The sequence below is a fragment of the Asanoa sp. NPDC050611 genome, from assembly GCF_040654855.1.
Classification (GTDB): Bacteria; Actinomycetota; Actinomycetes; order Mycobacteriales; family Micromonosporaceae; genus Asanoa.
Genome location: NZ_JBFAIU010000088.1, coordinates 1 through 23,689, shown reverse-complemented (window position 1 = coordinate 23,689; position 23,689 = coordinate 1). Strand labels below are relative to the sequence as shown.

Genomic DNA, 23,689 nt, shown 5'->3' with positions numbered 1-23,689 from the left:
GACTGCCGTTGCTCTGCTTGCATCGGCGGATCGCCGACTGCCGTTGCTCTGCTTGCATCGGCGGATCGCCGACTGCCGTTGCTCTGCTTGCATCGGCGGATCGCCGACCGGCTTTGCTCTGCATCCATCGACGCATCACCCGCGCGGAGCGCCGGCAGGGTCGCGCGCGGCGTACATGCGAAGCATGTAGCCACATGCTTTCGCATATACGTCCGCGCGGACGTCTCCGCCGGTGCTCCTGGGACGACCAACGACGGGCCTGGCAAGCGAAGCGATCTCTCGCGGGAGGAACGGTCCGGACCACCGCGGACCCGAGTAAATGGCTCTCAGGTCAGGCGGCGGCGGAGCCAGTAGAAGCTGACCGCCGCCAGGATCGCCGCCAGCGTCAGGAAGACGCCTGTCTCGATCCACTGCAGGGTCCAGAACTGGCTGTCCGGGTGGTAGACGACGTCCTGCCGCAGGCCCAGCGAGCCGACCCAGTTCGAGCACGAGCCGTTGGGCAGTGACGGGCCGCACTTCGTCGGGTCCGCCGGGCCCGTGAAGGCCTCGCCGGTCGTGGTGATCGCGCGGTTGGTGATCGTCCAGGCGTTGGGGATCGGGTCCGGCTCGATCATCACGTCGCCGCTCTGGTTGATCATCAGGCCGTCGAGCTTGGTCATGTCCAGTGGCGGTGTGTCGTGCGTCGCCGGGGCGAGGTGGGTGCGCAGCCAGAACGGCATCGCGGCCACGGCCACCGCATAGAGGCCCAGTGTGGTGGCCATCGCCGGGATCGTGCGGCGGATCAGCATGCCGACGGTGACGCCGAGGGTGAAGGCGAAGATGGCGTACGCGACCGGGACCAGGCCGCGGCCCCCGAAGACCAGCGGGGTGATCCGGTCCGCCGCGGCGCTGTCCACCCGGCTCGACCACGCGGTGACCGCCCAGCTCAGCAGGCCCGTCGCGGCGGCGGTGGCGGCGCCGACCAGGCCCAGCTTGGTGGCCAGCCAGCGGGTGCGGCTGATCGACTGGCTCCAGGCGAGCCGGTGCGTGCCGGCCTCGATCTCGCGGGCCACCAGCGGTGCGCCCCAGAAGACGCCGATCAGCGGTGGTGCGGCGTACATGATGGCCAGGCCGGTGTAGTAGATCGTGCCGCCGGCGCTGTTGTGGAACCGTGTGAGGAAGCCGTCAATGGCGTTGCCGCAGTCGCTTTGACAGGCGGCGACGTCGGCGTAAAGGTCGGTCATGGAGCCGCGGCTGACGAGCAGTACGACGGCGAACACGGCCAGGGCGCCGGCGGCGATGATGGCCGGCGTGCGGAACTGGCGCCAGGTGAACCAGATCATCGGGCGGTCTCCAACTCGGGCCGGTGCGCCGCGCTCGACCGCGACAGATAGGCCAGGACCAGGTCTTCGAGGGTGAGCTGTTCGACGGTGAGCGAGGGGTCGTCGATCGGCACGAGGCTGCGTACGACGAATGTGGACTGCCGTCCCGTCGCGCTGTGCTCGATCACCTCCGCGCCGGCCGGCAGGTCGGCCGCGTCGCGCCGGGCGCCGGTCAGCCGGTAGTGGGTGCCCATGAGCTCGTCGACGTCGCCGGCGACGCGCACCCGGGACGCGGTCAGCACGATCAGGTGGTCGCAGACGCGCTCCAGGTCGGACACGAGATGAGAAGAAAGGATGACGCCGGTACGGTGCTCCGCCGTGTGCGCCATCAGGCCGCGCAGGAACTCACGCCGGGCGATCGGGTCGAGGCTGGCCACGGGCTCGTCGAGGATCAGCAGCTCCGGGCGTTTCGCGATGGCGAGCGTGAGCGCCAGCTGGGCGCGTTGGCCGCCGGAGAGCCGGCCCGCCTTCTGCCGCGGGTCGAGGCCGAGCTCGGCGATCCGCTCGTCGGCCAGTGCCTGGTCCCAGCCGGGGTTGGTGTGCCTGCCGAAGCGCAGGTGGTCGTCGACGGTCAGGTTGGCGTACGTGGGTGCGTCCTGCGCCACGAAGCCGACCTTGGCTAGCTGGGCCGGTCCGGGGCGGTCTCCCAGGATGGTGATGGTCCCTCGCGTCGGTGTCAGCATGCCGACGGCGAGCTGGAGGAGGGTGGTCTTGCCGGCGCCGTTCGGGCCGACGAGCCCGACGACCCGGCCGGGTGGGACGTCCAGGGTGCAGTCGGCCAACGCGGTGCGTCGCCCGTAGCGCTTGGTCAGGCCCTTGGCCTCGAGCACCGCGCTCATGCGTACTCCTGTAACTGGATGCGGAAGGTGGTGGCGAACAGCGCCTCGATGCTTTCCGGGTCGAGGCCGGCGGCGCGGGCCTTGCTGAGCCAGGCGCGCAGTTCCTCGCGCAGCGGCTCGACCGCGGCGGCCTCTTCGCTGAGGGTGCGGGCGATGAAGGTGCCGACGCCGGGGCGGGCGGTGACCAGGCCCGCGTATTCCAGCTCGCGGTAGGCCTTGAGCACCGTGTTCGGGTTGATCGCGACCTTGGCGACCACGTCTTTGATCGTCGGGAGCCGGTCACCCTCGCGGAGCAGGCCGAGCCGCATGGCCTGGCGGACCTGCTGGATCAGCTGCATGTAGGGCGCGACGCCGGACCGACCGTCCAGATGAAACTCGATCACGCTTATCTCGTTTCTCTAGTTTCATAGGACTATAGGTGTTGTGGACCGCGGCGCGTCAAGGCTCGCCGTGCTGGGGGTTGGCTGTGAGTCGCTTCCGGGGCGTAGGTTGCTGACTCGGGTTCTTCGGTTCCGTTCGCGGAGGGTGCGTGCACTGTGCGGTTGACCGACTTCTGGGCGCGGTTGGAGCAGGCGTTCGGGCCGGGCTACGCGGCCAGCATCGCCGCCGACCAGGTGCTGCCCCAGCTCGACGGGCGCACCATCGAGCAGGCGCTGGACGCCGGGGTGGAGACGGTCGTGGTGTGGCGGGCCGTGGTGGCTGCCTATCCGGACCGGGTGCCGGCGCGGCTGCGTTGACTCGTACTCATGTTCGGCGTGTCGGCGTCGCGTAGTACACCTGTTCGGCTATTGTCCTCACCTGGCGGTTATCCACAGGCGCGGCACGGCGGCTGTTTTCTGTCATACCCAGCGCCTAGGTTGTCCGCGTGACGAAGAGTTCAAAGATGCCGGCGAAGGCAGGGGTGGCGACGATGGCGACAGGGCCTGATCGGGACAAGGCGCTCGACCTTGCTCTCGCGCAGATCGACAAGCAGTTCGGCAAGGGCTCGGTGATGCGGCTGGGGGAGCGGCCCGTCATCCAGACCGCGGTGATCCCGACGGGGTCCATCGCGTTGGACGTGGCGCTCGGCGTCGGCGGCCTACCGCGCGGTCGGGTCATCGAGGTCTACGGCCCGGAGTCCTCCGGTAAGACGACGGTGGCCCTGCACGCGGTGGCCAACGCCCAGCGGGCCGGCGGCATCGCGGCGTTCATCGACGCGGAGCACGCGCTCGACCCCGACTACGCCAGGGCGCTCGGTGTCGACACCGACGCGCTGCTGGTCTCCCAGCCCGACACCGGTGAGCAGGCGCTCGAGATCGCCGACATGCTGATCCGGTCCGGTGCGCTCGACATCATCGTCATCGACTCGGTCGCGGCCCTCGTGCCCCGCGCCGAGATCGAGGGCGAGATGGGCGACAGCCACGTGGGCCTGCAGGCCCGGCTGATGAGCCAGGCCCTGCGCAAGATCACCGGTATCCTCAACAACTCGGGGACGACCGCGATCTTCATCAACCAGCTCCGCGAGAAGATCGGCGTGATGTTCGGCAGCCCGGAGACCACGACCGGTGGCCGGGCACTGAAGTTCTACGCGTCGGTCCGCCTCGACGTGCGGCGCATCGAAAGCCTCAAGGACGGCACCGACGTGGTCGGCAACCGCACCCGCGTCAAGGTCGTCAAGAACAAGGTCGCGGCGCCGTTCAAGCAGGCCGAGTTCGACATCATGTACGGCAAGGGCATCTCCCGCGAGGGCTCCCTGATCGACGTGGGCGTCGAACAGAACATCATCCGCAAGTCGGGCGCGTGGTACACCTACGACGGCGACCAGCTGGGCCAGGGCAAGGAAAAGGCCCGCGAGTTCCTCAAGGAGAACCCGGACGTCGCCGCCGAGATCGAGAAGAAGATCCTCGAAAAGCTCGGCGTCGGCCAGGGCGCCGGCGACGCGGCCGGCGGCCTCGAGTTGCCGCCGGTCGACTTCTAACGGCTGACCGGCCATGGCCGGTCGACGCAGGGGTGCCCGTTCCGGCCGAGGCTGGGACGCGGCACCACCACGTCCATCCACCCGCCCACGCCGCCCACGCCCGGCGCCGGACGGCGAGACCCCGACCGACCCGTCGGCCGACTTCGTCTGGCCGGAAGGCGCCGAGCCCCTCGGCGACCCGTGGGGCGGCCGCGCCGCGGTCCTGGACGACGACGTCCCAACACCGCGGCCCGGCGGGTCCGCCGAGGGCGAGCCGATGACCGGGTCGGGCGGCGGTGGCCGCGGGCGGTCGCGGCGCGGCGGCCGTTCCGCTGCTGGTGGACGTGGTGGGTTCGGCTCCTCGGCGGCGCGGGCCGCGGCTGAGGGCGAGCCGATGTCGCCGGCCGACGAGGCCGAGCTGGCGAGGGAGATCTGCCTGCGGCAGCTCGCGGTCCGCCCGCGCACGCGCGCGGAGCTGGCCCGCGCCCTGGCCCGCCGGGGCATATCGGAGGAGACGGCGTCCGCGGTGCTGGACCGCTACGACGACGTCGGCATCATCGACGACGCCGCGTTCTCGCGGGCCTGGGTGAGCAGCCGCCACGCGGGCCGCGGCCTGGCCCGCCGCGCACTGGCCAACGAGCTGCGCAAACGCGGCGTCGACGCCGACACCGCCGGCGCCGCCCTGGAGCAGCTCGACGACTCGACCGAGGCGGAGACGGCGCGGGCGCTGGTGGACCGCAAGCTACGCACGGTCCGCGGCGACCCGGAACAGGTCTTCCGGCGGCTGGTCGGCATGCTGGCCCGCAAGGGTTACGCGCCGGGGGTGGCCATCCGCGCGGTCAAGGAGGCGCTGGCTGCCCAGAGCGCCGAGGCGGCAGAGTTCGCGGACCAGGTCGACGTCGACGCGTTGGCGGAGGCCCAGTCCGCGATGGAGGCGGACGCCGACGCGTCCCGGTCCGCGGACCCGGACTGACCCACACCGGGCCTGCGGGTGCGGCTCGCAGTCGCTGCCGCCAAGGAAGCTCGTCCCTGCCTGGTGACATACGCCCACGCGGGGCGCCGGGATTCGGTGGCGATCTGAAAGCGAACTATGGGCTGTTCAGCGGCTCGTTGACGCCGGGCCGGGCGCCGCACCGAGCGGGCGGTCGCCCTCCGAACGGCTCGGCGGATGGGTGGGCGTCGGGCAGTGCGGGCGGTCGCCTTTCGAATAGGGCGGTGGATGGGTGGGCGTCGGGCAGTGCGGGCGGTCGCCTTTCGAATAGGGCGGTGGATGGGTGGGCGTCGGGCAGTGCGGGCGGTCGCCTTCCGAACGCGGCGGCGGACGGGTGGGCGCCGGGCAGACTGGGCCGTCGCCTACCGGACGGGGTGAACCGCATCGGGTGGGCCGTCGCCTGTCGGTTTGGGTCGGCGGATCCGGGTGCGCCAGCACCAAAGTGGGCCGCGGACTACCCAGCTGATCGGCGGACCTGGTGAGTCAGCTGTCCGTCGGTTCCGGTTTCCAGCGCAGCCAGGTGCGGTCGTGCTCGAAGCCGACCCGCTGATAGAAAGGCACCGCGCGGTCACTCGAGTGGACCGTCACGTGCTCCAGGTCGAGTCTGGCGGCTTCGGCGAGTACCTCTTCCAGCAGCGCCGCGCCGACCCCGCCGTTGCGACGTTCGGGCACCACGAGCACCGACTGGACGTCGCCGCTCAGGCGTTTGCGCGCGGCCGGCGTTGGCACACGTTCGGCGACCATCAGCCAGGCCATGCCGACCACCTGCCCGTCCATCTCGGCGATGAACGGCAGGTGGGTGGCCTCATGGTCGACCAGCCACGTCGCGAACGCGTCCAGGAAGGTCGCGCGGTCCGTGCCGGTATAGCCGCGTTCCTCCGCCAGCCGCCGCCATCGCAGCCCGGCCAACGCCTCGGCGTCGGCCGTCGTCGCCCGCCGGACCGCAACGGCATCGCCGATCCTCGGCTCATGATCCACAAACCGAACCCTAGCGATATCGACGAGCCAGAGCGACCCGGTGCATATACAAGAGGGCTAACTCTCGCCTGACATCGCGAGGATCGCGGTGATGCCGCGGTCGAACAGGTCCTCGTCGCTCCACCGGCCCTCGTCCAGATGGCCCGACTCGATGAGAGTCGGATAAGCCGCCGCGTTCGCCGTGATGTGCCGCCTTGCTCCACCACGGACGGACGGGTCCGACGTACCGTGCCACGTCGCCTCCGTCACCGCCGAGCCGATCACGAAGTTGGCCAACAACCGCGTGACCACCGCCAACCCGACGCCCGCGAACCCACCCCGCACCAGCGCCGACTGCAGGAACTCCGTCCGGGCGAGCACGTTCGGCCCCAGCATCGGGCGGCCGATCAAGCCCGGCGCCCACGGATGGCGCAGCATGGCCGCCCGCCAGCCGCGGGTCAGGGCGCGCACGTCCTCCTGCCAGGACCCGCCCGCCGGCAGGACCACCCCACCGAAGACCTCGTCCACGGCCAGGTCGAGCAGGTCGTCCTTCGTGCGGACGTGCCAGTAGAGCGCCGTCGACGTGACGCCCAGGTCAGAACCCAACCGACGCATCGTCAAGCCCTCAATGCCGTGCTCGTCGAGCACCGACACCGCGGCGTGGACGATCCGGTCGCGAGTCAGCGGCGCCGCGCGGCGGGGGCGGGCCGGCTCGGCGCGGAGCCACACGCTGGTCGCGTTCATGGCCGCACTCTATTACAGTGCCAAGGCAACTTAACAGCGATAAGTCTGCGAGCAGGGCCATGCCGGTGATCCGCGTACAGCTCGACAGCGACAGGAACACCGCGCGCCAGGTGGTGCGGCTTCACCGGGCGGGCAGGATCCATCACGACTCCCGCGACGCCGCGCGGGCCGAGGTCTGGCGTAAGGGCCACACGCCCGCGGCCGAGCCCGTCTTCGTCGGCATCACCAACGGCGAGCCGGTGCGACTCGTCTACGACGTGGAGGTCCACCTCGACACCCACCGGTGACTGTGGACCCCGGCTGTGGCACCATCGGGTATCCACGTTGCGCAACCGCGCGATTACGGACACGCGATGTGGATGTTGGTGGCAACTTTCGTGCTGATTCGAAGCGTGTTGAGCAGGGGGTGAGCGGATGCGTGCCCTATGTCCCTCGCCCAGCCGGATCATGAGTCCTTGACCGAACGGCCCCTCGCGACCTAGCCTCGCGTTACAGATTGGAATGCCCGACCATCGCAGGCTAAGCGCACAACATAGATCCCGTAACAAGACGGCATCACTTTGGCCGGTTACTCGGCCACATACCCCGTTATCGGACAGGGCCGGTTCGGTAGTGAGGTGATAACAGCTTCGGCCAACCGGCGGCGCAGTGGCGCACCGTCGGTCGGCCCTTCACGGCCAACAGCCGCCTCGGTCGGGCGTCCGTACAGCCGCGCGTGAGTGCGGGAGGGCCACCCCTTCCCGCGCGCCGGACCGGTGAGGGGAGGCGTCATGACCGGGCGACACCGGCGATGCCGCGGTAAGGAAGATGCGGCAGGCGAGCGGAGCGAGCGCGGTCAGCTCAGTCGCCGGCGCTCTTGCCCAGCCGACCGGAGGGAGGCTGCGGCATGAGCGCGCTGGACGTGGTCCTACTCGCCGCGGTCATCGTTCTCGCCGCCGCCGTCCTCGTCGGTCTCGTCCTCGGTGCCCGCGCCCTGCGCCGGCTCAACGCCCACGCGACCGCGCCCAAGACCGAGGACCCCAGCTACACCGCCGAGCGTGAGCGCCACGAACAGTCGCTGGCGACGCTGCGTACCAAGGCCGAAGAGGCCACCTCCACCGTCGACAACGCGAAGTCCGCTGCCGCCGCCGCGCGCACCGAAGCCGCCGCCGCCAAGGCCGAGGCGACCGCCGCCCGGGCCGAGGCGCGCCGCGTGCTCGACGACGCCCGCGCCGAGGCCGACAACCTGCTCGACCGCGCGCACCGCCAGGCCGAGCAGGACGCCGAACAGCTCCGGGCCGCCGCCCGCCGCAGCGGTGAGCGCGAGGCCAGCATGCTCGCCGCCACCACCAAGGAGCAGGCCGCCGACGTCGAGCGCCGCGCCGCCCGGATGGACGAGCGGGAGCGCATGCACGCCGAGGAGGTCGAGCGGCTCACCGAGCGCGAACGCCGGCTCGCCGCCGCCACCGCGGAGCTCGCCGAGCGCGAGCAGGCGCTCGCCAACCGCGAGGTCGCCCTCACCGAGGCCGACGAGCAGCGCCGCCGGGAGCTGGAGCGGGTCGCCGGGCTCACCGCCGAATCCGCGCGTACGGAGCTGGTCGAGTCCATCGAGGTGCAGGCCAAGCGCGAGGCCGCGATCCTGGTCCGCGACATCGAGGCGGACGCCCGGGCCACCGGCGAGCAGCGCGCCCGGCACATCGTGGTCGAGGCGATCCAGCGCGTGGCCAGCGAGCAGACCGCGGAGAGCGTGGTCAGCGTCCTGCACCTGCCGGGCGACGAGATGAAGGGCCGGATCATCGGCCGCGAGGGCCGCAACATCCGCGCGTTCGAGTCCGTCACCGGCGTCAACCTCATCATCGACGACACGCCCGAGGCCGTACTCCTGTCGTGCTTCGACCCTGTCCGTCGCGAGATCGGCCGGCTGACGCTGGAGAAGCTGGTCCTCGACGGCCGGATCCACCCGCACCGGATCGAAGAGGTCTTCGAGACGGCGAAGCAGGAGGTCGAGCGCCTCTGCCAGCGGGCAGCCGAGGACGCCCTGGTCGAGGTCGGCATCACCGAGATCCACCCGGAGCTGGTCACGCTGCTCGGCCGGCTGCGCTACCGCACGAGCTACGGCCAGAACGTGCTGAAGCACCTCGTCGAGACCGCGCACATCGCCGGCATCATGGCAGCCGAGCTGCGCCTCGACGCACAGCTGATCAAGCGCGGCGCGTTCCTGCACGACATCGGCAAGGCGCTCACGCACGAGGTCGAGGGCAGCCACGCGCTGATCGGCGCCGACCTGGCCCGGAAGTACGGCGAGTCCGACGAGGTCGTCCACGCGATCGAGGCGCACCACAACGAGGTGCAGCCGCAGACGATCGAGGCCGTGCTGACCCAGGCGTCCGACGCGTGCTCCGGCGGCCGGCCGGGCGCGCGCCGCGAGAGCCTCGAGGCCTACGTCAAGCGCCTCGAGCGCATCGAGGAGATCGCCGGCGGCAAGACCGGCGTCGAGAAGGTCTTCGCGATGCAGGCCGGCCGCGAGATCCGCGTCATGGTCAAGCCGGACGACGTCGACGACATCGGCGCCGCCGTCCTCGCCCGCGACGTCGCGAAGCAGATCGAGGAAGAGCTGACCTACCCCGGCCAGATCAGGGTCACCGTCGTCCGCGAGTCGCGGGTCACGGAGATCGCCAGATAACAACCGAGGTGGTCCCGGGTCCGCCGGGGGCGCGACCGTCGCTCCCGCCGGACACCGCTGCGCTTCGCTCCGCTGCCAGGTCCGCGGGCCGCCCCGTCACCCCGAAACCCCGATAGCCTCCGCGACCATGGAGCGCAGACAGCACGCGTGGCGGATCGAGGAGCGGGAGTACCGGCGGCACGAGGCGCGACGTGGCCGGCGGCACGCGTACCGGAAGCTGGCGCCGGAACGCACCGCGCTGGTCGTCGTCGACATGGTGCCGTTCTTCGTCGACGACAACGAGTACACGTTCGGCATCGTGCCCAACATCGCCCGCCTAGCCGGCACGTTGCGCGCGGCGGGTGGCACCGTCGCCTGGGTCCTGCCGGGCTACGTCGAGCCGTCGCCCGTGACCAACGAGTTCTACGGCCCGGAGACCGCCGCGATGTTCGCCCGCAGCGGCGGCGACGGCACACTCCGCTCCCGCCTGTGGCACGAGTTCGAGCCCGACGACGCGGACCTGTTCGTCGAGAAGACCGCGTCGAGCGCGTTCTTCCCGGGCCGATCACCGCTGCCGGGCCAGCTCGCGGAACGCGGCATCGACACCGTGCTCATCACCGGAACGGTGACGAACGTCTGCTGCGAGTCCTCGGCCCGCGACGCGAGCACCCTCGGCTATCGCGTGGTCATGGTCGCCGACGCCAACTCCGCTCGTCGCGACGAGGACCACAACGCCACCCTCTACACGATCTACCGGACCTTCGGCGACGTACGCACGACGGACGAGGTCCTGGAACTGCTCGACGCCAGACCCTAGAAGCCGCCGCCGGCGCCGCCCATGGCCGCGCCCGGATCGATCGGCCGGGTCTTGATGCCGCGGCGTTGCGTGCGGCGGTCCAGGTAGTTGGCCAGGCCCGTCAGCGCGAAGTTGACCACGATGTAGAGCACCGCCGCCACGATCGCGGCCTGGATCACGTTGAAGTAGTTCGCGGCCACCACGTTGACGCCGAGCTGCAGCAGCTCCGGGTACGAGACGATGTAGCCGAGCGCCGTGTCCTTCAGCAGCACGACCAGCTGGCTCACGATCACCGGCAGCATCGCGCGAGCCGCCTGCGGCACCAGGATGTGCTGCATCACGGCGCTCTTGCGCATGCCGACCGCGTACGCCGCCTCGGACTGTCCCGACGGCACCGCGCGGATGCCGGCCCGGAACGCCTCCGCCAGCACCGACCCGTTGTAGAGGGTCAGGCCGATCACCACGGACCAGAACGGCGGCACCGGCTGGTGGATCAGGAAGGGCACGCCGAACGAGATGAAGAAGATCATGAGGAGCAGCGGGACGGCGCGGAAGAACTCGACGACCACACCCGCCGGGACGCTGATCCAGCGGTGCTCCGACAGCCGGCCCACCGAGAAGATCAGGCCGAACGCTAGCGCGAAGACCATCGCGGTCGCCGCCGCCTTCAGCGTGCCCTCGATGCCGGGGAAGATGAAGTTCTTCCAGACGGCGCCCTGCGTGAAGGGCTCCCAGAGCACCTTCGTGAACTGGCCCTTCTCGTCGAACTTGCGGTAGATCCAGTAGAGCAGCGCCAGGATCAGCCCGCCGAACACCACGGTCAGGATGGCGTTGCGGACCTTCGCCCGCGGCCCCGGGTGGTCGTAGAGGACCGGGTTGCCGTTCACCGCTTCACCGCCAGTCGGTTGGCCAGCCAGCCGAAGAAGTAGCCGACCGGGATGAGCACGGCCGCGAACGTACCGGCGAAGACGAGGAAGATCAGGATGACCTGGTCACCGTTGTCGTTGATCAGCTGCTTCATGATGTTGCTGGCTTCGAGCAAGCCGATCGTGCCGACGATGGTGGTGTTCTTGCAGAGCGCGATCAGCACGCTCCCGAGCGGCGCGATCACGGCGCGGCCGGCCTGGGGGAGCACCACGATCCGCAGCGTCTGGCTGAACGTGAGCCCGATGGCCCGCGCCGCCTCGGCCTGGCCCGGCGGCACCGTGTTGATGCCGGAGCGCAGCGCCTCGCAGACGAACGCGGCCGTGTAGACGGAGAGGCCGACGACGCCGAGCCAGAAGTTGTTGAGGATCAGGTCGTCACTCAACGAGATGGTCAGCGTGGCGTACAGGCCGAAGTAGCAGAAGAAGATGATCAGCGTCAGCGGGGTGTTGCGGAAGATGTTGACCCACGCGGCGCCGAACCAGCGCAGCACCGGCACGGGCGACACGCGCATCCCCGCCAGCAGCACGCCGATCACCAGGGCCAGCGCCGCCGAGGCGCCGGTCATCTTGAGGATCCACAGGAAACCCGACACGTACGCGTCGAAGTTGGCGGGATCGCTGAATACGGGCACGCCCCGCTCCTCCCTTCGGGTGTCTCACCACGCACGGGGCCGGCGGCGTGTCCGCCGCCGGCCCCGCGCGTCTGCGCGTCAGGCGCAGTTGGTCAGCTTGCTGGTGTCGAGCTCAGGAGCCGGGGTGCCGCTCTTGCCGAGCGTCTTGTCCCAGGCGGCCTTGTAGGAGCCGTCGCTGGCGGCGGCCTTCAGGATCTCGTTGATCTTCTCGCAGCCGGCCTTGTCGGCCTTGGCGAGGCCGACGCCGTAGGGCTCCTCGGAGAACGGCTTGCCGACCACCTTGAACTTGCCCGCGAACTGCGGCTGGGCCGCGTAACCCGCGAGGATGATGTCGTCGGTGGTCACCGCGTCGACCTGGCCACCGGCCAGCGCGGTGATGCACTTCGAGTAGGCGTCGAAGAGCTGCAGCTGCGCGCCCTTGTACTTCTCCTGGATCCGCTTGGCCGGGGTCGAGCCGGTCACCGAGCAGACCTTCTTGCCCTCGAGCTGCTCGGGCGCGCTGATCGTGGAGTCGGTCGGCACGAGCAGGTCCTGACCGGCCATGAAGTACGGCCCGGCGAAGTTGACCTTCGTCTTGCGCTCGTCGTTGATGGTGTAGGTCGCGATCACCAGGTCGACGGTGCCCTGCTGGATGTAGGGCTCGCGGTTGGCCGACACCGTGGTCACGTACTGGATGCCGGACTCCTGCATCCCGAGACCCTTGGCGATGATCTTCGCCATCTCGATGTCGAAGCCCTCGTAGGCGGTGCCGGTCTGCAGGCCGAGACCCGGCTGGTCGGCCTTGACGCCGACCTTCAGCGAACCGCCCTGCGCCTTGGCGATCACGCCGGTCGCGTTCGAGTCGCCCGAACCGGTGCCGGTGCCGCTGCCCGTACCCGTGCCGCTGCCGCCGTCGTCACCACAGGCCGCCATCGTCAGTGCGAGCACTGCCGCCGCGGCGGTGGCCGCAACGCGCGTCATCCGCATGTACTTCTCCTCCTTGTGAAGGAGACCCGGCGCCGGTGCGGCCGGATCCCTTGGTGTGCAGGGAAACGTGAGATCAGTGCGTAAGGATCTTGGAAAGGAAGTCCTTGGCCCGGTCGCTGCGGGGGTTGGCGAAGAACTCGCCGGGTTCGGCCTGCTCGACCAGCTGACCGTCAGCCATGAATACCACGCGGTTGGCCGCATGCCGCGCGAAACCCATCTCGTGGGTGACCACGACCATCGTCATGCCGTCGCGGGCGAGGGACGTCATGACGTCGAGCACCTCGCCCACCATCTCGGGGTCGAGCGCGCTGGTCGGCTCGTCGAAGAGCATCGCCTTGGGCTGCATCGCCAGCGCGCGCGCGATCGCCGCGCGCTGCTGCTGGCCGCCGGAGAGCTGGGCCGGATATTTGCCCGCCTGGTTGGCGATGCCGACGCGTTCGAGCAGGGCCATGCCGCGCTTGCGCGCCTCTTCGGCTTTCTCCTTACGCACCTTGATCGGCCCGAGCGTCACGTTCTCGAGGATCGTCTTGTGCGCGAACAGGTTGAACGACTGGAAGACCATGCCCACGTCGCTGCGCAACCGGGCGAGCGCGCGGCCCTCGGCCGGCAGCGCCTTGCCGTCGAACGTGATCTGTCCGGAGTTGATCGTCTCCAGCCGGTTGATCGCACGGCAGAGGGTCGACTTGCCCGAACCGGACGGTCCGATCACGACCACCACTTCGCCGCGCCCGACCGACAGGTCGACGTCACGCAGCACGTGCAGGTCGCCGAAGAACTTGTTGACCTTGTCGAGCACGATCAGCGACTCCTGCGACGCGTCACTCGCGACCATCGACCCCTCCCTCTGGATGGAGCCACTCTAAGGGTGACGATGTGTCAGGACGGGCCGCGAACGGTCACGGAGCGGTAACGCGGCCCTCGAACATGCCCGCTTGCAGGCACGATTCTTGTATGGGTATCCCTCCGGTCCCGACGGGGCAGGTCTCCGCGATCTGGAACTGGCACGCGGAGGCGCCCCTGACACCATCCGTGGTCATGCGCGTGCTCAGCGTGGTCACCGGTTGTGCGGTCGTCCCACTGGGTGACGACGACCCGCCGGACGACGCCGTGCTCTGCGACGTGTGGCACGGCGGCGGCGACTTTCCCGTGGCCATCGACTGCTACGCGCCGCCGCCCGAGGTCAACGAGCCGGCCGCGGCCGCCGAGGTCGCCTCGCTGCTGCGCCGCCGGATCCTGCTCGCCGACGACACGCTGATCCCCGACCGGCACGTGCTGGCGACCGCCGACGGCACGCTGCGACCCGTACACGTGGATCTCCTCGAGACCGACGACGGCACCGCGCTGTCCAACCCGCGGATCTGCACCGGGCACGACCCGTGGTGCCGGCAGCGGGTGCCGTGCCAGCAGTCGCGGTGGACCCCGGACCGGGTGGTCCCGGGCCTGGCGGCCTGAGCTTCACTGGCGGCTACCCTGTAGAGGTCATGACTACAGGGGCCCAGGCCAGCCCGCGCACCTACCAGGTGCGGACGTACGGCTGCCAGATGAACGTGCACGACTCCGAGCGGATCTCCGGGCTGCTCGAGGCGGCCGGCTATGTCCGCGCCGAGGCGGATGACGCCGACGTGGTGGTGTTCAACACCTGTGCCGTCCGGGAGAACGCCGACAACCGCCTCTACGGCAACCTCGGCCACCTGCGACCGGCCAAGACCCGCCGCCCCGACATGCAGATCGCGGTCGGCGGCTGCCTCGCGCAGAAGGACCGCGGCGAGATCGTCAAGAAGGCGCCCTGGGTCGACGTGGTCTTCGGCACCCACAACATCGGCTCCCTGCCGGCGATGCTCGAGCGCGCCCGGCACAACGCCGAGGCCGAGGTCGAGATCCTCGAGTCGCTCGAGGTCTTCCCGTCGACGCTGCCTGCGCGCCGCGAGTCGACGTACGCCGGCTGGGTCTCGATCTCCGTCGGCTGCAACAACACCTGCACCTTCTGCATCGTCCCGTCGCTGCGCGGCAAGGAGAAGGACCGCCGGCCCGGCGAGGTCCTGGCCGAGGTCGAGGCGCTGGTCGCCGAGGGCGTGCTCGAGGTGACGCTGCTCGGGCAGAACGTCAACTCGTACGGCGTCGAGTTCGGTGACCGGCTCGCGTTCGGCAAGCTCCTCCGCTCCACCGGCGCGGTCGAGGGGCTCGAACGGGTCCGCTTCACCAGCCCGCACCCCAAGGACTTCACCGACGACGTGATCGCGGCGATGGCCGAGACGCCGAACGTCTGCCACTCGCTGCACATGCCGCTGCAGTCGGGCTCCGACGCGGTGCTCAAGGCGATGCGCCGGTCCTACCGGCAGGAGCGCTACGTCGGGATCATCGACAAGGTACGCGCGGCGATGCCCGACGCGGCCATCACGACCGACATCATCGTCGGCTTCCCGGGCGAGACCGAGGACGACTTCCAGCGCACCCTCGACGTGGTCCGCGCGGCCCGGTTCTCCAGCGCCTTCACGTTCCAATATTCGCCGCGCCCCGGCACACCGGCGGCGACCATGGACCTCCAGGTGCCCAAGGCCGTGGTGCAGGACCGCTACGAGCGGCTGATGGCTGTCGTCGAGGAGACGACCTGGGCCGAGAACAAGGCGCTGGTCGGCTCGACCGTCGAGGTGCTGGTCGCGGTGGGCGAGGGCCGCAAGGACGAGGCGACCGGGCGGTTGTCGGGTCGGGCCCGCGACGGGCGGCTCGTGCACTTCGCCACCGGCTCGCTCGACGGGATCCGGCCGGGCGACGTCGTCGAGACCGTGGTGACCTACGCGGCGCCGCACCACCTCAACGCCGACGGCGACCCGCTGTCGCACCGCCGCACCCGCGCCGGTGACGCCTTCGAGGCCGGTCGGGCGCCGCGGACGCCGGGCGTCAGCCTCGGCATGCCGGGGGTCGGGCGGCCGCCGGTGCAGGCGATGCCGGCCGCGCCGGCCTGCGCCACGCACTGAGTTGCCGGGGCGGCGGCGGGCCGTGGGTTACCCGCCGCCGCGGTCTCCGGATTCTCAGCAGGCGACGCCGTTGAGCGCCGCCGCGCCCGGCGCGGACGCCGAACCGTTGGCGGTGAAGCCGATCGTCACGGACGCACCCGCCGCGAGCGTCGGCGACCAGGTTGGCGCGGCGGCCGTGACCGTCGTGCCGGACTGGGTGACGGTCGCGTTCCAGCCGCTGCCGAGCGTGACGCCGGACGGCCAGGTCCAGGTCAGCCGCCAGGGGTTGACCGCCGCGGTGCCGCGGTTGGTCACCGTCAGCTCACCCTGGAAGCCGCCCTGCCAGGCGTTGGTCTGGCGGTAGGTGGCGTCGCAGTCGCCCTGTGCGGGCGGCGTGCTCGGCCCACCCGTCGGGCCACCCGTCGGCCCGCCGGTCGGGCCGCCCGTGGGGCCACCGCTGCCGGTCGGTGCGATCAGATACGGCTGGATGATCGACTGCTTCGCCTGGTTGATCGTCGTCCAGTCGTCGTTGGCGATCCCGCCCGTGTCGCCCGAGTTGGGGTTCCACGACCAGTAGGTGAACGACATCCCGTTGACGCCACTGCCCAGGTAGGACATGAGGTTCGTCAGCCAGACCCGGTCCTTGGGATCGGCCAGCGTCGTGCCGAACTCGCCCAGCATGATCGGGGCGGTGTTCTGCTTGAACAGGTAACCCCAGTACTTGTCCCAGATCCCCGGCAGGTTCGCCGGATAGTTCGGCGCGTCGAACCAGCTCTGGTGATAGACCGAGATCGCGTAGTCGTGCGGCGAGTAGACCAGCCGGTTCGCCACCGACAGCCGCACCGGGAACTCCCCGGCCTTGCTGAGGTTGCCGCCCCACCAGCCGCAGTCCTCGTCGTTGCTGGTGTCCCCGTCCCACACATTGGACAGTCCGCCACTCGGGCAGCTCACGCCCTCGACGAAGATGAGCCAGTTCGGTTGTACGCCGAGGATCGCGTTGCCGGCCCGCTCGGCGGCGAGCCGCCAGTCCCGCGCGGTGTCACCGCAGCCCCAGCAGGCGCCCGTCGCGGCCGGGTTGGTGCCCTCGGCGTGCGGCTCGTTGTGCAGGTCGGCGCCGATCACGGTGGTGTTGTTGGCATAGCGCTGGGCCAGCATGCGCCAGTCGCTGATCCAGGTGCTCTCCGGCACGGCGGAGGTGTACCAGAGCGCCGTCTGCTGCGCGCTGGTCGGCCGGTGGCGGTCGAGGATCACCCGCATGCCCTTGCCGCCGGCGTACGCGATGACCTTGTCCAGAATCTGCAGTGGTGAGTTGCCGACGAGGTCGGGATTGACGAAGTCGTTGATCCCGGTGGCGGTCGCGCCGGCCTTGAGCGCGTCGTTGGAGAAGGGGATGCGCAACGTGTTGTAACCGAGGTTGGCCATGGTGTCGATCTGGCTGCGCCACGGGTTGCTCGACCACAGGCCGTGGAAGGTCTTGTTGTCGGTCTCCATGCCGAACCAGTTGATCCCGGTGAGCCGCACGGTCGCGCCGGTGCTGTCGACGATCTTGTTGCCGCTCGTGTGGAGGTAACCGGTGCCGGTGCCGGCCGCTTGGGCCGGTGTGCTCGTCAGCGCGACGCCGACGAGCACGGTCGCGGCAGCGACCATCGTCGCGACCAGCGCGCCGCGGACAGGTTTGCGTTGCATGTGCCAGGGCTCCATTTCACGGGGGTACGAGATCCCGCGCGGCGCTCGTCGCGCGGCGCGTGCCCTGGCTCCGCGACCATTGTGATCGCGGTCGATGGTCCGGGTCAAGGTGGCGGTACGATCCCAACCGTGCAAGATCCGGGCTGCCCGTGCGTCATCTGCTCCGGCGTCCGCCGCGGCCGCGACGCCGGCACGGTGTCGATGGTCGAGAAGCACGGCTGGTGCGTGCTGCGGGTGCCGGGAAGTTTCGACTTCGCCTACACGGTCGGTCTCTGGCATTCGTTCCAGCTGCCGGAGCTGGTGATGTTCGGCCTGGCGGGCGAGGACATGCAGGTGTGGCTCAACACCGCGGTGGATCGGCTACGCGAGATCGGCTGGCCGGCGGCCGAAACCCCGTTCACGGGCGTGATCGAGGGCCACCCGACGATGCTGCGCCCGGTCGACGAGTCGTGGCGGGACGCCCTGTTCGGCACCGCGTACCGCTTCTACGGCGGCTGGTCCGTCCCGGTCTGGCAGCTCGTCTGGCCGGACGCGGCCGGTCGGTGGCCGTGGAACGACGAGGCGACGGTGAGCAGCCGGACGCGCCAGGCCTTCGCGTGGCTGCCGGTGTCGTCGCACCCGCGCGGCAGTTGGCGCCTGGTCGGCACCCACACTCCCGGTTTCCCACTTCCGGCGGAGCCGGACAGCTGGGCGCTGACCACCCGCGCGCTGCTGGCGGGCGAGACGTCGCCGGCCCTGGTCGTCTTCGACGAGGGCGCCTTCGACGTCCTCGACGCCCGCGGCTACGCGGCCGACGACCTCTGCCTCGGCTACCTGGGGCACGCCGTCGAACGCCACCCGGCACTGACCGCGTTCGCGGACCTGCCGGACGGACACGTCGCCACGCTCGCGCCCGACGGCGCGTGGCAACGCGAGCCGCTGTCGGCGCCGCAGCGCACCGCGAGCACGGCCGCCTGGCAGAACGACCAACACCCACGCGTCAGCGCTTGACGCGGACGACCCGCCGCGCAGGACGCACACCGGCGGCTGCGGACCCGTGGACCGGCCCGCGGACCGAAGCACCGCGGGCTGTCAGTGCTGTGGTCAGTGGCAGCCCACCTCCTCCCACGCCGCCGAGTCGTCACTCATGCGCGGGAGTGTGCCACCGACCACCGACAAAACCGCGTGGCTGTCTTGCCACCGCGGACGTGGCAGGGACGGGCCCCCTGGGGCCCGGCCCGGTGTCCGGCGGGAGCGACGGGCTGGACCACCGCGCGCCCGGGAAATCCGACCGTGTTCGTAACTGCATTCCGCAGAACGGATCGCCGGCCCGGGAAATCGTCCTATGTCCGAAATGGAATTCGGAACGAAACTAATTGGCTTGTTCGGCCAGATTCAGGAATTGGCGCTTCTGGTTGAGCGCGTTCTCGGCCTCGCGGATCCGCTTGGCGTCGCCGGCGTGGCGGGCCCGCTCGAGGCGCTGCTCGGCCTCCGCGACCTGCTCCCGCATCTGGACGAGCAGCGGGTTCGCGGACGGCTCGGTGCGGCGCCAGGCCGAGTCCATCGCGACCCGGACCTTCTCCTCGACCGCGCGCATCCGCCGGTCGAGGCCGCCGGCCACGTCGCGCGGCACGCGGCCCGCGTCGTGCCACTGGCCCTGGATCTCGCGGAGCTTGGCCTGCGCGGCCCGCGGGTCGGCGTCGACGTCGATCGACTCGGCCTCGCTGACCAGCGCCTGCTTGCGCTCCAGGTTGCCGCGCTGCTCGGCGTCGCGGGCCGAGAAGACCGTGCTGCGGCTCGTGAAGAAGGCGTCCTGCGCGGCGCGGAACCTCTCCCAGAGGCGCTGCTCGGCCTCCTTCGAGGCGCGCGGCGCCGCCTTCCACTCGGTCATCAGCTCCTTGAGCCGCGCCGCGGTCGGGCCCCAGTCGGTCGACTCGCGCAGCGACTCGGCCTCGGCGACCAGCGCTTCCTTGGCGCCCTGGGCCTGCTTGCGCTGGGAGTCCAGGGTCGCGAAGTGCGCGCCGCGGCGGCGGGTGAAGCCGTCACGGGCCGCGGCGAAGCGCTTCCACAGCTCGCCGTCGGACTTCTTGTCGACGCCGCGGATGGTCTTCCACTCGTCGAGGATCTCCTTGAGCCGGTCGCCGGCCGACTTCCAACCGGTGGACTCGGCCGCGATCTTCTCGGCCTCCTCGACGAGCTGGGTCTTGCGGGCCAGCGCCTCGGCCCGGGCGGTCTCGCGGGCGGCGCGGGCCTCACCGGCCTTCGCCTCGGCGGACTCGGCCAGCCGGTCGAGCCGGGCGGTCAGGCCATCGATGTCACCGACGACGTGAGCCTCGGCCAGCGACCCGCGGATGCGCCGGATCGTGGCGAGCGAGTGGGACGCGTCGGCCGCGCCGGAGCCCATGCGCGCCTCGACGAGGTCGACCTCGGTGACCACGTCGGCGAACCGCCGGGCGAAGTGGGCCAGGCCCTCCTCGGGCGAGCCGGCCTGCCAGGAGCCGACGATCCGTTCCCCCTCGGCCGTCTTGACGTAAACCGTGCCCTCCGCGTCCACGCGTCCGAAGGCCGTCCAGTCGCTCATCTGCCCATCCTCGTTCGTCCGACTCCGTCGGGAATGCACCCTTCGGGCGTCGCCATAGCGCAGTATTGTTACCGCTGCATTGTCACAGGTCCCACCCCGTCCAAGTCGAGCGCCTATTGGCGACCGTGACCATACGGAGACCGGGGCGCGAATCACGCGGGGACGGACTGCCCGTCCCGATACCGTTATGCGGTGACCCTCGTAGCTGTCGCGGTCTGTCCTCATCCGCCCATGATCGTCCCGGAGGTGGCCGGCGGTGCCGCCGCCGAGCTCGACGACCTCCGTGCGGCCTGCGCGTCCGCGGTCACGGCGCTGGGCAAGGTCGGCGCGCGGCAAATCGTCGTGTTCGGCGCGGATTCGGCCATGACGTCCTATGACCCGCCACAGCGCGGCTCGCTCCGGCCGTGGGGCGTCGACCTCGACGTGTCACTCGGCCCGCACGACCCGCTGGAGAGCCACGAGTTGCCGTTGAGCCTGGTGATAGGCGCGTGGCTGTTGCGGCAGCACCCGCCCGGCCAGCCGGCGGTGGTCAACATGCAGGGGATCTCGTCTTCCGCTTCACCGGCGGAATGCCGCGACTTCGGCGAGTGCTGCGCGCCCGACGGTCCGTGGGCGCTGCTCGTGATGGGCGACGGGTCCGCGTCGCGGGGGATCAAGTCGCCGGGGTACGACGACCCGCGCGCCCAGCCCTACGACGACGCTCTGGCGGCCGCGCTGGCCGGGGTCGACCTGGACGCGTTGCACGCCCTCGACCCGGAGGTGTCGCGGTCGCTGGGCGTGGCGGGCCGGCCGGCGTTCCAGGCGCTGGCGGGCGCGGTCGGTGCGGCCGGCGGCACGTGGTCCGGCGAACTGTCGTACAACGCTGCTCCCTACGGCGTCGGCTATTTCGTGGCCAGTTGGACGCGCTCATGACCGTCGTGGCCGTGGTCGGCCCGACCGCCGCCGGCAAGTCGGCGCTGAGCCTGGCGCTGGCGGAGGAGCTCGGCGGCGAGGTCGTCAACGCCGACTCGATGCAGCTCTACCAGGGCCTGGACATCGGCACCGCGAAGCTGACGGTGCCGGAGCGGCGCGGCATCCCGCATCACGTACTCGACATCTGGCCCGTCACGGCGCCCGCGAGCGTCGCCGAATACCAGCGCCTGGCGCGGTCGGCGATCTCCGACATCCTGGCCCGGGGTCGGGTGCCGCTGCTGGTCGGCGGCTCGGGTCTGTATGTGCGGGCGGTCCTGGAGGAGTTCGACTTTCCGGGTACGGACGCCGCGTTGCGCGCCTCGCTGGAGGCCGAGCTTTCTTCGGTCGGCGCCGGCGCGCTGCACGAGCGGCTGCGCGCCGCGGACCCGGTGGCGGCGTCCCGCATCCTGCCGACGAACGGCCGCCGGATCGTCCGCGCCCTGGAGGTGATCACCCTCACGGGCCAGCCGTTCGCCGCGGCCCTACCGTCGGAGCCGGTGCCGTTTTATCCCTCTGTGCAGATCGGGGTCGACGTAGCGCCGCCGGTCCTGGACGAGCGGATCGCGACCCGGGTCGCGGCGATGTGGTCGGCGGGCCTGGTCGAGGAGACCCGCGGCCTGGTGTCGGCGGGCCTGCGCGAGGGCCGCACGGCGAGCCGGGCACTCGGATACCAGCAGGTCCTGGCGTTCCTGGCGGGGGAGTGCGGCGAGCAGGAGGCCCACGACGAGACGATCCGGGCCACCCGCCGCTTCGTGCGGCGCCAGCGCACCTGGTTCCGGCGGGACTCCCGGATCACCTGGCTGGACGGCGCGGACCCGACCTTGGTGAGCTTGGCACTTGACGCGGTCCACGCGGAGCGAGCGGGTACGCGATGATGGGCGGCGGCATCGAGATGGGGGTTGGCGTGCGATTCTTCAAGGGCCACGGCACAGGCAACGACTTCGTGATCCTCCCGGACCCGGACGGCGTCCTGGACCTGACACCGTCGTTGGTGGCGACCCTCTGCGACCGCCGCTTCGGCATCGGCGCGGACGGCGTCCTCCGGGTGGTCCGCTCGGCGAAACACCCACACGCCACAGACCTGGCCGGCGAGGCCGAGTGGTTCATGGACTACTGGAACGCCGACGGCTCGATCGCCGAGATGTGCGGCAACGGCGTACGCGTCTTCGCCCGCTTCCTGTCCGTGGAGCACTACGAGCCGGGCACGTCGTTCCCGATCGCCACCCGCGCAGGCGTGGTCCAGGCAACGGTGTCCGCGGACGAGGTCTCGGTGGTCCTGCCAACCCCACGCGTAGGCGGAGGTTCGACGGCCACACTGGGCGGCCTGACCTTCACCGGCACGTCGGTAGACGTCGGCAACCCACACCTGGTCTGCGCCCTGCCGTCGGGCATGGCCCTTGGCGACCTGGACCTGACCACGGCCCCGGCCTACGACCCGACCGCCTTCCCGACAGGCGTCAACGTCGAGTTCGTTGTGCCGGGCGCGAGCGAGGCAGCGACTTTCGGCCACATCGCCGTCGACCGCCGCCCAGGCCCGGACCGCGGCCACATCGCAGTGGATTCGCCGCCGGCGGATCGGCGGGAGCAGGGTCACATCGCGGTGGATTCGCCTCCCGCGGGAGGCCCGGACCGTGGTCACATCGCCGTGGATTCACCGCCGGCGGATCGGCGGGAGCAGGGCCATATCGCGGTGGACTCCCCACCAGCCGACGGCCCGGACCGTGGCCACATTGCGGTGGATTCGCCTCCCGCGGATGGCCCGGACCGTGGTCACATTGCCGTCGACTCGCCGCCGGCGGATCGGCGGGAGCAGGGCCATATCGCGGTGGACTCCCCGCCGGCGGATGGCCCGGACCGTGGTCACATTGCCGTCGACTCGCCGCCCCCGGCGCAGCCGGACCGGGGCCACATCGCAGTCGACAAGCGCCCGATCCCGGTAGGCGTCGACGCCCACGTCGCGATGCGCGTCTACGAACGCGGCTCAGGCGAGACCCTCTCCTGCGGCTCAGGCGCAATCGCGGTGGCAGCGGTCGCCCTACACGAACTGGGCAAGCAAACCGGCGTGGTAGCCGTCGACGTCCCCGGCGGCCGCCTAACGGTCGCCTTCGACGGCCAGGCCTGCACCTTCACAGGCCCAGCCGTCCTGGTAGCCACCGGCGAAACCCTCACCACCTGAACGATCCGCACCGCCGAAGCCACTCAACTCGCCACTCTGGCTCCGGGCGCAACAAACGCCCGGAGCCAAACTGACGCCGCCGAACAGCTGACCCAACCGAGCCGCGCCGACTAGTGCCGCTGCCGCCCGCCACTCGTCGATCGAGCGATTCGACGCCGGCACGTGACTGTCACCATCAAACCGCCCTGCCGGCGTCACGGGCAGGGCGTTGACGCGGTGAGCCCGCACCGGGCCGAGCCGACGAGCGGTGAGCGCGCACCGGGCCGAGCCGACGAGCGGGGCGTGCGGACCGAACAGGGCGACGGTGCGGCGGGAAGCGGCGCGACGAGGCGAGCGGATCGGCGGGGATCGGCGCGACGGGCGAGCAGCGCCGGCGCGAGCGGGCGCGGCAACGAAGCGCGACAAGCGGCGATCGCGGCCCCGCAACGAGCGCGACAAGCGGGCCCGCGCGGCGAAGGCAGCGAGCACGCCCGGAGGGCGATCGCGGCGAGGTGGCAAGAGCGACTAGAGGTGGACGCGGCGAGGTGGCGAGCGCGATCAGAGGGCGGTCGCGGCGAGGTGGCGAGCGCGATC

General features: G+C 70.8%; 21 protein-coding genes and 3 pseudogenes. 13 read left to right on the top strand and 11 right to left on the bottom strand.

What is annotated here, in order from left to right; genetic code table 11:
* Positions 1–326: 326 nt before the first annotated feature.
* From AB0H87_RS16335 to AB0H87_RS16325, 3 genes are read right to left on the bottom strand one after another with little or no spacing between them, the layout of a single operon-like run.
* Positions 327–1,322: an ABC transporter permease subunit gene (locus AB0H87_RS16335; protein ID WP_360145270.1), complete on the bottom strand. Its 996-nt coding sequence runs from the start codon at positions 1,320–1,322 to the stop codon at positions 327–329.
* Positions 1,319–2,200 (bottom strand): ABC transporter ATP-binding protein, encoded by an 882-nt coding sequence (locus AB0H87_RS16330; RefSeq protein WP_360145267.1) that lies wholly within the window; start codon positions 2,198–2,200, stop codon positions 1,319–1,321. The genes AB0H87_RS16335 and AB0H87_RS16330 overlap by 4 nt, the downstream gene beginning before the upstream one ends.
* Positions 2,197–2,583, bottom strand: a complete 387-nt coding sequence (locus AB0H87_RS16325; RefSeq protein WP_360145264.1) for a GntR family transcriptional regulator — start codon at positions 2,581–2,583, stop codon at positions 2,197–2,199. The genes AB0H87_RS16330 and AB0H87_RS16325 overlap by 4 nt, the downstream gene beginning before the upstream one ends.
* 153 nt (positions 2,584–2,736) lie before the next feature.
* Here AB0H87_RS16325 and AB0H87_RS16320 point away from each other — a divergent pair, with 153 nt between their 5' ends.
* From AB0H87_RS16320 to AB0H87_RS16310, 3 genes and pseudogenes are all read left to right on the top strand, one after another.
* The gene (locus AB0H87_RS16320) at positions 2,737–2,937 is read left to right on the top strand and encodes a DUF3046 domain-containing protein (protein ID WP_360145261.1); all 201 of its coding nucleotides are present in this window, start codon (positions 2,737–2,739) and stop codon (positions 2,935–2,937) included.
* A 173-nt stretch (positions 2,938–3,110) separates the two neighbouring features.
* Positions 3,111–4,157, top strand: a complete 1,047-nt coding sequence (gene recA, locus AB0H87_RS16315; protein ID WP_203708417.1) for a recombinase RecA — start codon at positions 3,111–3,113, stop codon at positions 4,155–4,157.
* A gap of 337 nt (positions 4,158–4,494) precedes the next feature.
* Positions 4,495–5,109: pseudogene (locus AB0H87_RS16310) on the top strand (regulatory protein RecX); the annotation flags it as partial.
* Between the two features lie 501 nt (positions 5,110–5,610).
* Here the strand turns inward: AB0H87_RS16310 and AB0H87_RS16305 are convergent.
* Both AB0H87_RS16305 and AB0H87_RS16300 read right to left on the bottom strand, forming a co-directional pair.
* Positions 5,611–6,036, bottom strand: a complete 426-nt coding sequence (locus AB0H87_RS16305) for a GNAT family N-acetyltransferase (protein WP_360145258.1) — start codon at positions 6,034–6,036, stop codon at positions 5,611–5,613.
* 126 nt (positions 6,037–6,162) lie between these two features.
* A complete protein-coding gene (locus AB0H87_RS16300) occupies positions 6,163–6,828 on the bottom strand; it encodes a TetR/AcrR family transcriptional regulator C-terminal domain-containing protein (RefSeq protein ID WP_360145255.1) in 666 nt (221 codons plus the stop codon).
* A gap of 59 nt (positions 6,829–6,887) precedes the next feature.
* Here AB0H87_RS16300 and AB0H87_RS16295 point away from each other — a divergent pair, with 59 nt between their 5' ends.
* From AB0H87_RS16295 to AB0H87_RS16285, 3 genes are all read left to right on the top strand, one after another.
* Positions 6,888–7,115: a hypothetical protein gene (locus AB0H87_RS16295; protein ID WP_360145252.1), complete on the top strand. Its 228-nt coding sequence runs from the start codon at positions 6,888–6,890 to the stop codon at positions 7,113–7,115.
* Positions 7,116–7,714: 599 nt separating this feature from the next.
* Positions 7,715–9,490, top strand: coding sequence for a ribonuclease Y (rny, locus tag AB0H87_RS16290; RefSeq protein WP_360145249.1), 1,776 nt, complete (start codon positions 7,715–7,717; stop codon positions 9,488–9,490).
* A 127-nt stretch (positions 9,491–9,617) separates the two neighbouring features.
* A complete protein-coding gene (locus tag AB0H87_RS16285; protein ID WP_360145246.1) occupies positions 9,618–10,286 on the top strand; it encodes an isochorismatase family cysteine hydrolase in 669 nt (222 codons plus the stop codon).
* On the opposite strand, the gene AB0H87_RS16280 is transcribed toward AB0H87_RS16285, so the two are convergent.
* The 4 genes from AB0H87_RS16280 to AB0H87_RS16265 form a co-directional block, all read right to left on the bottom strand.
* Positions 10,283–11,152: an amino acid ABC transporter permease gene (locus tag AB0H87_RS16280; protein ID WP_360145243.1), complete on the bottom strand. Its 870-nt coding sequence runs from the start codon at positions 11,150–11,152 to the stop codon at positions 10,283–10,285. The genes AB0H87_RS16285 and AB0H87_RS16280 overlap by 4 nt on opposite strands.
* Positions 11,149–11,823 carry an amino acid ABC transporter permease gene (locus tag AB0H87_RS16275; protein WP_360145240.1) on the bottom strand — a complete coding sequence of 225 codons (675 nt, stop codon included), beginning with the start codon at positions 11,821–11,823 and terminating at the stop codon, positions 11,149–11,151. The genes AB0H87_RS16280 and AB0H87_RS16275 overlap by 4 nt, the downstream gene beginning before the upstream one ends.
* Before the next feature lie 78 nt (positions 11,824–11,901).
* Positions 11,902–12,789, bottom strand: coding sequence for a glutamate ABC transporter substrate-binding protein (locus AB0H87_RS16270; protein WP_360145237.1), 888 nt, complete (start codon positions 12,787–12,789; stop codon positions 11,902–11,904).
* A gap of 73 nt (positions 12,790–12,862) precedes the next feature.
* Complete coding sequence (locus tag AB0H87_RS16265; protein ID WP_360145234.1) at positions 12,863–13,621, bottom strand: amino acid ABC transporter ATP-binding protein; 759 nt, start codon at positions 13,619–13,621, stop codon at positions 12,863–12,865.
* A 119-nt stretch (positions 13,622–13,740) separates the two neighbouring features.
* Here AB0H87_RS16265 and AB0H87_RS16260 point away from each other — a divergent pair, with 119 nt between their 5' ends.
* Together AB0H87_RS16260 and miaB are read left to right on the top strand one after the other, a co-directional pair.
* The gene (locus AB0H87_RS16260; protein ID WP_360145231.1) at positions 13,741–14,241 is read left to right on the top strand and encodes a hypothetical protein; all 501 of its coding nucleotides are present in this window, start codon (positions 13,741–13,743) and stop codon (positions 14,239–14,241) included.
* A 29-nt stretch (positions 14,242–14,270) separates the two neighbouring features.
* Entirely contained in the window at positions 14,271–15,764 is a 1,494-nt protein-coding gene (gene miaB, locus AB0H87_RS16255; protein WP_360145228.1) for a tRNA (N6-isopentenyl adenosine(37)-C2)-methylthiotransferase MiaB, read from the top strand.
* 54 nt (positions 15,765–15,818) lie between these two features.
* On the opposite strand, the gene AB0H87_RS16250 is transcribed toward miaB, so the two are convergent.
* On the bottom strand, positions 15,819–17,429 hold the full coding sequence (locus AB0H87_RS16250; protein ID WP_360145225.1) for a cellulase family glycosylhydrolase: 1,611 nt from the start codon (positions 17,427–17,429) through the stop codon (positions 15,819–15,821).
* 129 nt (positions 17,430–17,558) lie between these two features.
* On the opposite strand from AB0H87_RS16250, the gene AB0H87_RS16245 reads away from it, so the two are divergent.
* The gene (locus AB0H87_RS16245; protein ID WP_360145222.1) at positions 17,559–18,419 is read left to right on the top strand and encodes a DUF4262 domain-containing protein; all 861 of its coding nucleotides are present in this window, start codon (positions 17,559–17,561) and stop codon (positions 18,417–18,419) included.
* A 361-nt stretch (positions 18,420–18,780) separates the two neighbouring features.
* Here AB0H87_RS16245 and AB0H87_RS16240 read toward each other — a convergent pair whose 3' ends face one another.
* Positions 18,781–19,989 (bottom strand): DUF349 domain-containing protein, encoded by a 1,209-nt coding sequence (locus tag AB0H87_RS16240; RefSeq protein WP_360145219.1) that lies wholly within the window; start codon positions 19,987–19,989, stop codon positions 18,781–18,783.
* Between the two features lie 231 nt (positions 19,990–20,220).
* Here AB0H87_RS16240 and AB0H87_RS16235 point away from each other — a divergent pair, with 231 nt between their 5' ends.
* The 4 genes and pseudogenes from AB0H87_RS16235 to AB0H87_RS16220 all read left to right on the top strand — a co-directional run.
* Positions 20,221–20,901, top strand: a complete 681-nt coding sequence (locus tag AB0H87_RS16235; protein ID WP_360145273.1) for a hypothetical protein — start codon at positions 20,221–20,223, stop codon at positions 20,899–20,901.
* Complete coding sequence (miaA, locus tag AB0H87_RS16230; RefSeq protein ID WP_360145216.1) at positions 20,898–21,815, top strand: tRNA (adenosine(37)-N6)-dimethylallyltransferase MiaA; 918 nt, start codon at positions 20,898–20,900, stop codon at positions 21,813–21,815. The genes AB0H87_RS16235 and miaA overlap by 4 nt, the downstream gene beginning before the upstream one ends.
* A 29-nt stretch (positions 21,816–21,844) precedes the next feature.
* A pseudogene (gene dapF, locus AB0H87_RS16225) lies at positions 21,845–22,423 on the top strand (diaminopimelate epimerase); the annotation flags it as partial.
* 462 nt (positions 22,424–22,885) lie between these two features.
* A pseudogene (locus AB0H87_RS16220) lies at positions 22,886–23,116 on the top strand (diaminopimelate epimerase); the annotation flags it as partial.
* Positions 23,117–23,689 lie beyond the last annotated feature (573 nt).

Bases quoted from the DNA above. Each gene is read 5' to 3' on its own strand.
- AB0H87_RS16335 (WP_360145270.1), bottom strand. From the start codon at position 1,322: ATGATCTGGTTCACCTGGCGCCAGTTCCGCACGCCGGCCATCATCGCC.
- AB0H87_RS16260 (WP_360145231.1), top strand. From the start codon at position 13,741: ATGGGTATCCCTCCGGTCCCGACGGGGCAGGTCTCCGCGATCTGGAAC.
- AB0H87_RS16240 (WP_360145219.1), bottom strand. From the start codon at position 19,989: ATGAGCGACTGGACGGCCTTCGGACGCGTGGACGCGGAGGGCACGGTT.
- AB0H87_RS16295 (WP_360145252.1), top strand. From the start codon at position 6,888: ATGCCGGTGATCCGCGTACAGCTCGACAGCGACAGGAACACCGCGCGC.
- recA (WP_203708417.1), top strand. From the start codon at position 3,111: ATGGCGACAGGGCCTGATCGGGACAAGGCGCTCGACCTTGCTCTCGCG.
- miaB (WP_360145228.1), top strand. From the start codon at position 14,271: ATGACTACAGGGGCCCAGGCCAGCCCGCGCACCTACCAGGTGCGGACG.
- AB0H87_RS16330 (WP_360145267.1), bottom strand. From the start codon at position 2,200: ATGAGCGCGGTGCTCGAGGCCAAGGGCCTGACCAAGCGCTACGGGCGA.
- AB0H87_RS16235 (WP_360145273.1), top strand. From the start codon at position 20,221: ATGATCGTCCCGGAGGTGGCCGGCGGTGCCGCCGCCGAGCTCGACGAC.
- AB0H87_RS16270 (WP_360145237.1), bottom strand. From the start codon at position 12,789: ATGCGGATGACGCGCGTTGCGGCCACCGCCGCGGCGGCAGTGCTCGCA.
- AB0H87_RS16285 (WP_360145246.1), top strand. From the start codon at position 9,618: ATGGAGCGCAGACAGCACGCGTGGCGGATCGAGGAGCGGGAGTACCGG.
- rny (WP_360145249.1), top strand. From the start codon at position 7,715: ATGAGCGCGCTGGACGTGGTCCTACTCGCCGCGGTCATCGTTCTCGCC.
- AB0H87_RS16265 (WP_360145234.1), bottom strand. From the start codon at position 13,621: ATGGTCGCGAGTGACGCGTCGCAGGAGTCGCTGATCGTGCTCGACAAG.
- AB0H87_RS16250 (WP_360145225.1), bottom strand. From the start codon at position 17,429: ATGCAACGCAAACCTGTCCGCGGCGCGCTGGTCGCGACGATGGTCGCT.
- miaA (WP_360145216.1), top strand. From the start codon at position 20,898: ATGACCGTCGTGGCCGTGGTCGGCCCGACCGCCGCCGGCAAGTCGGCG.
- AB0H87_RS16300 (WP_360145255.1), bottom strand. From the start codon at position 6,828: ATGAACGCGACCAGCGTGTGGCTCCGCGCCGAGCCGGCCCGCCCCCGC.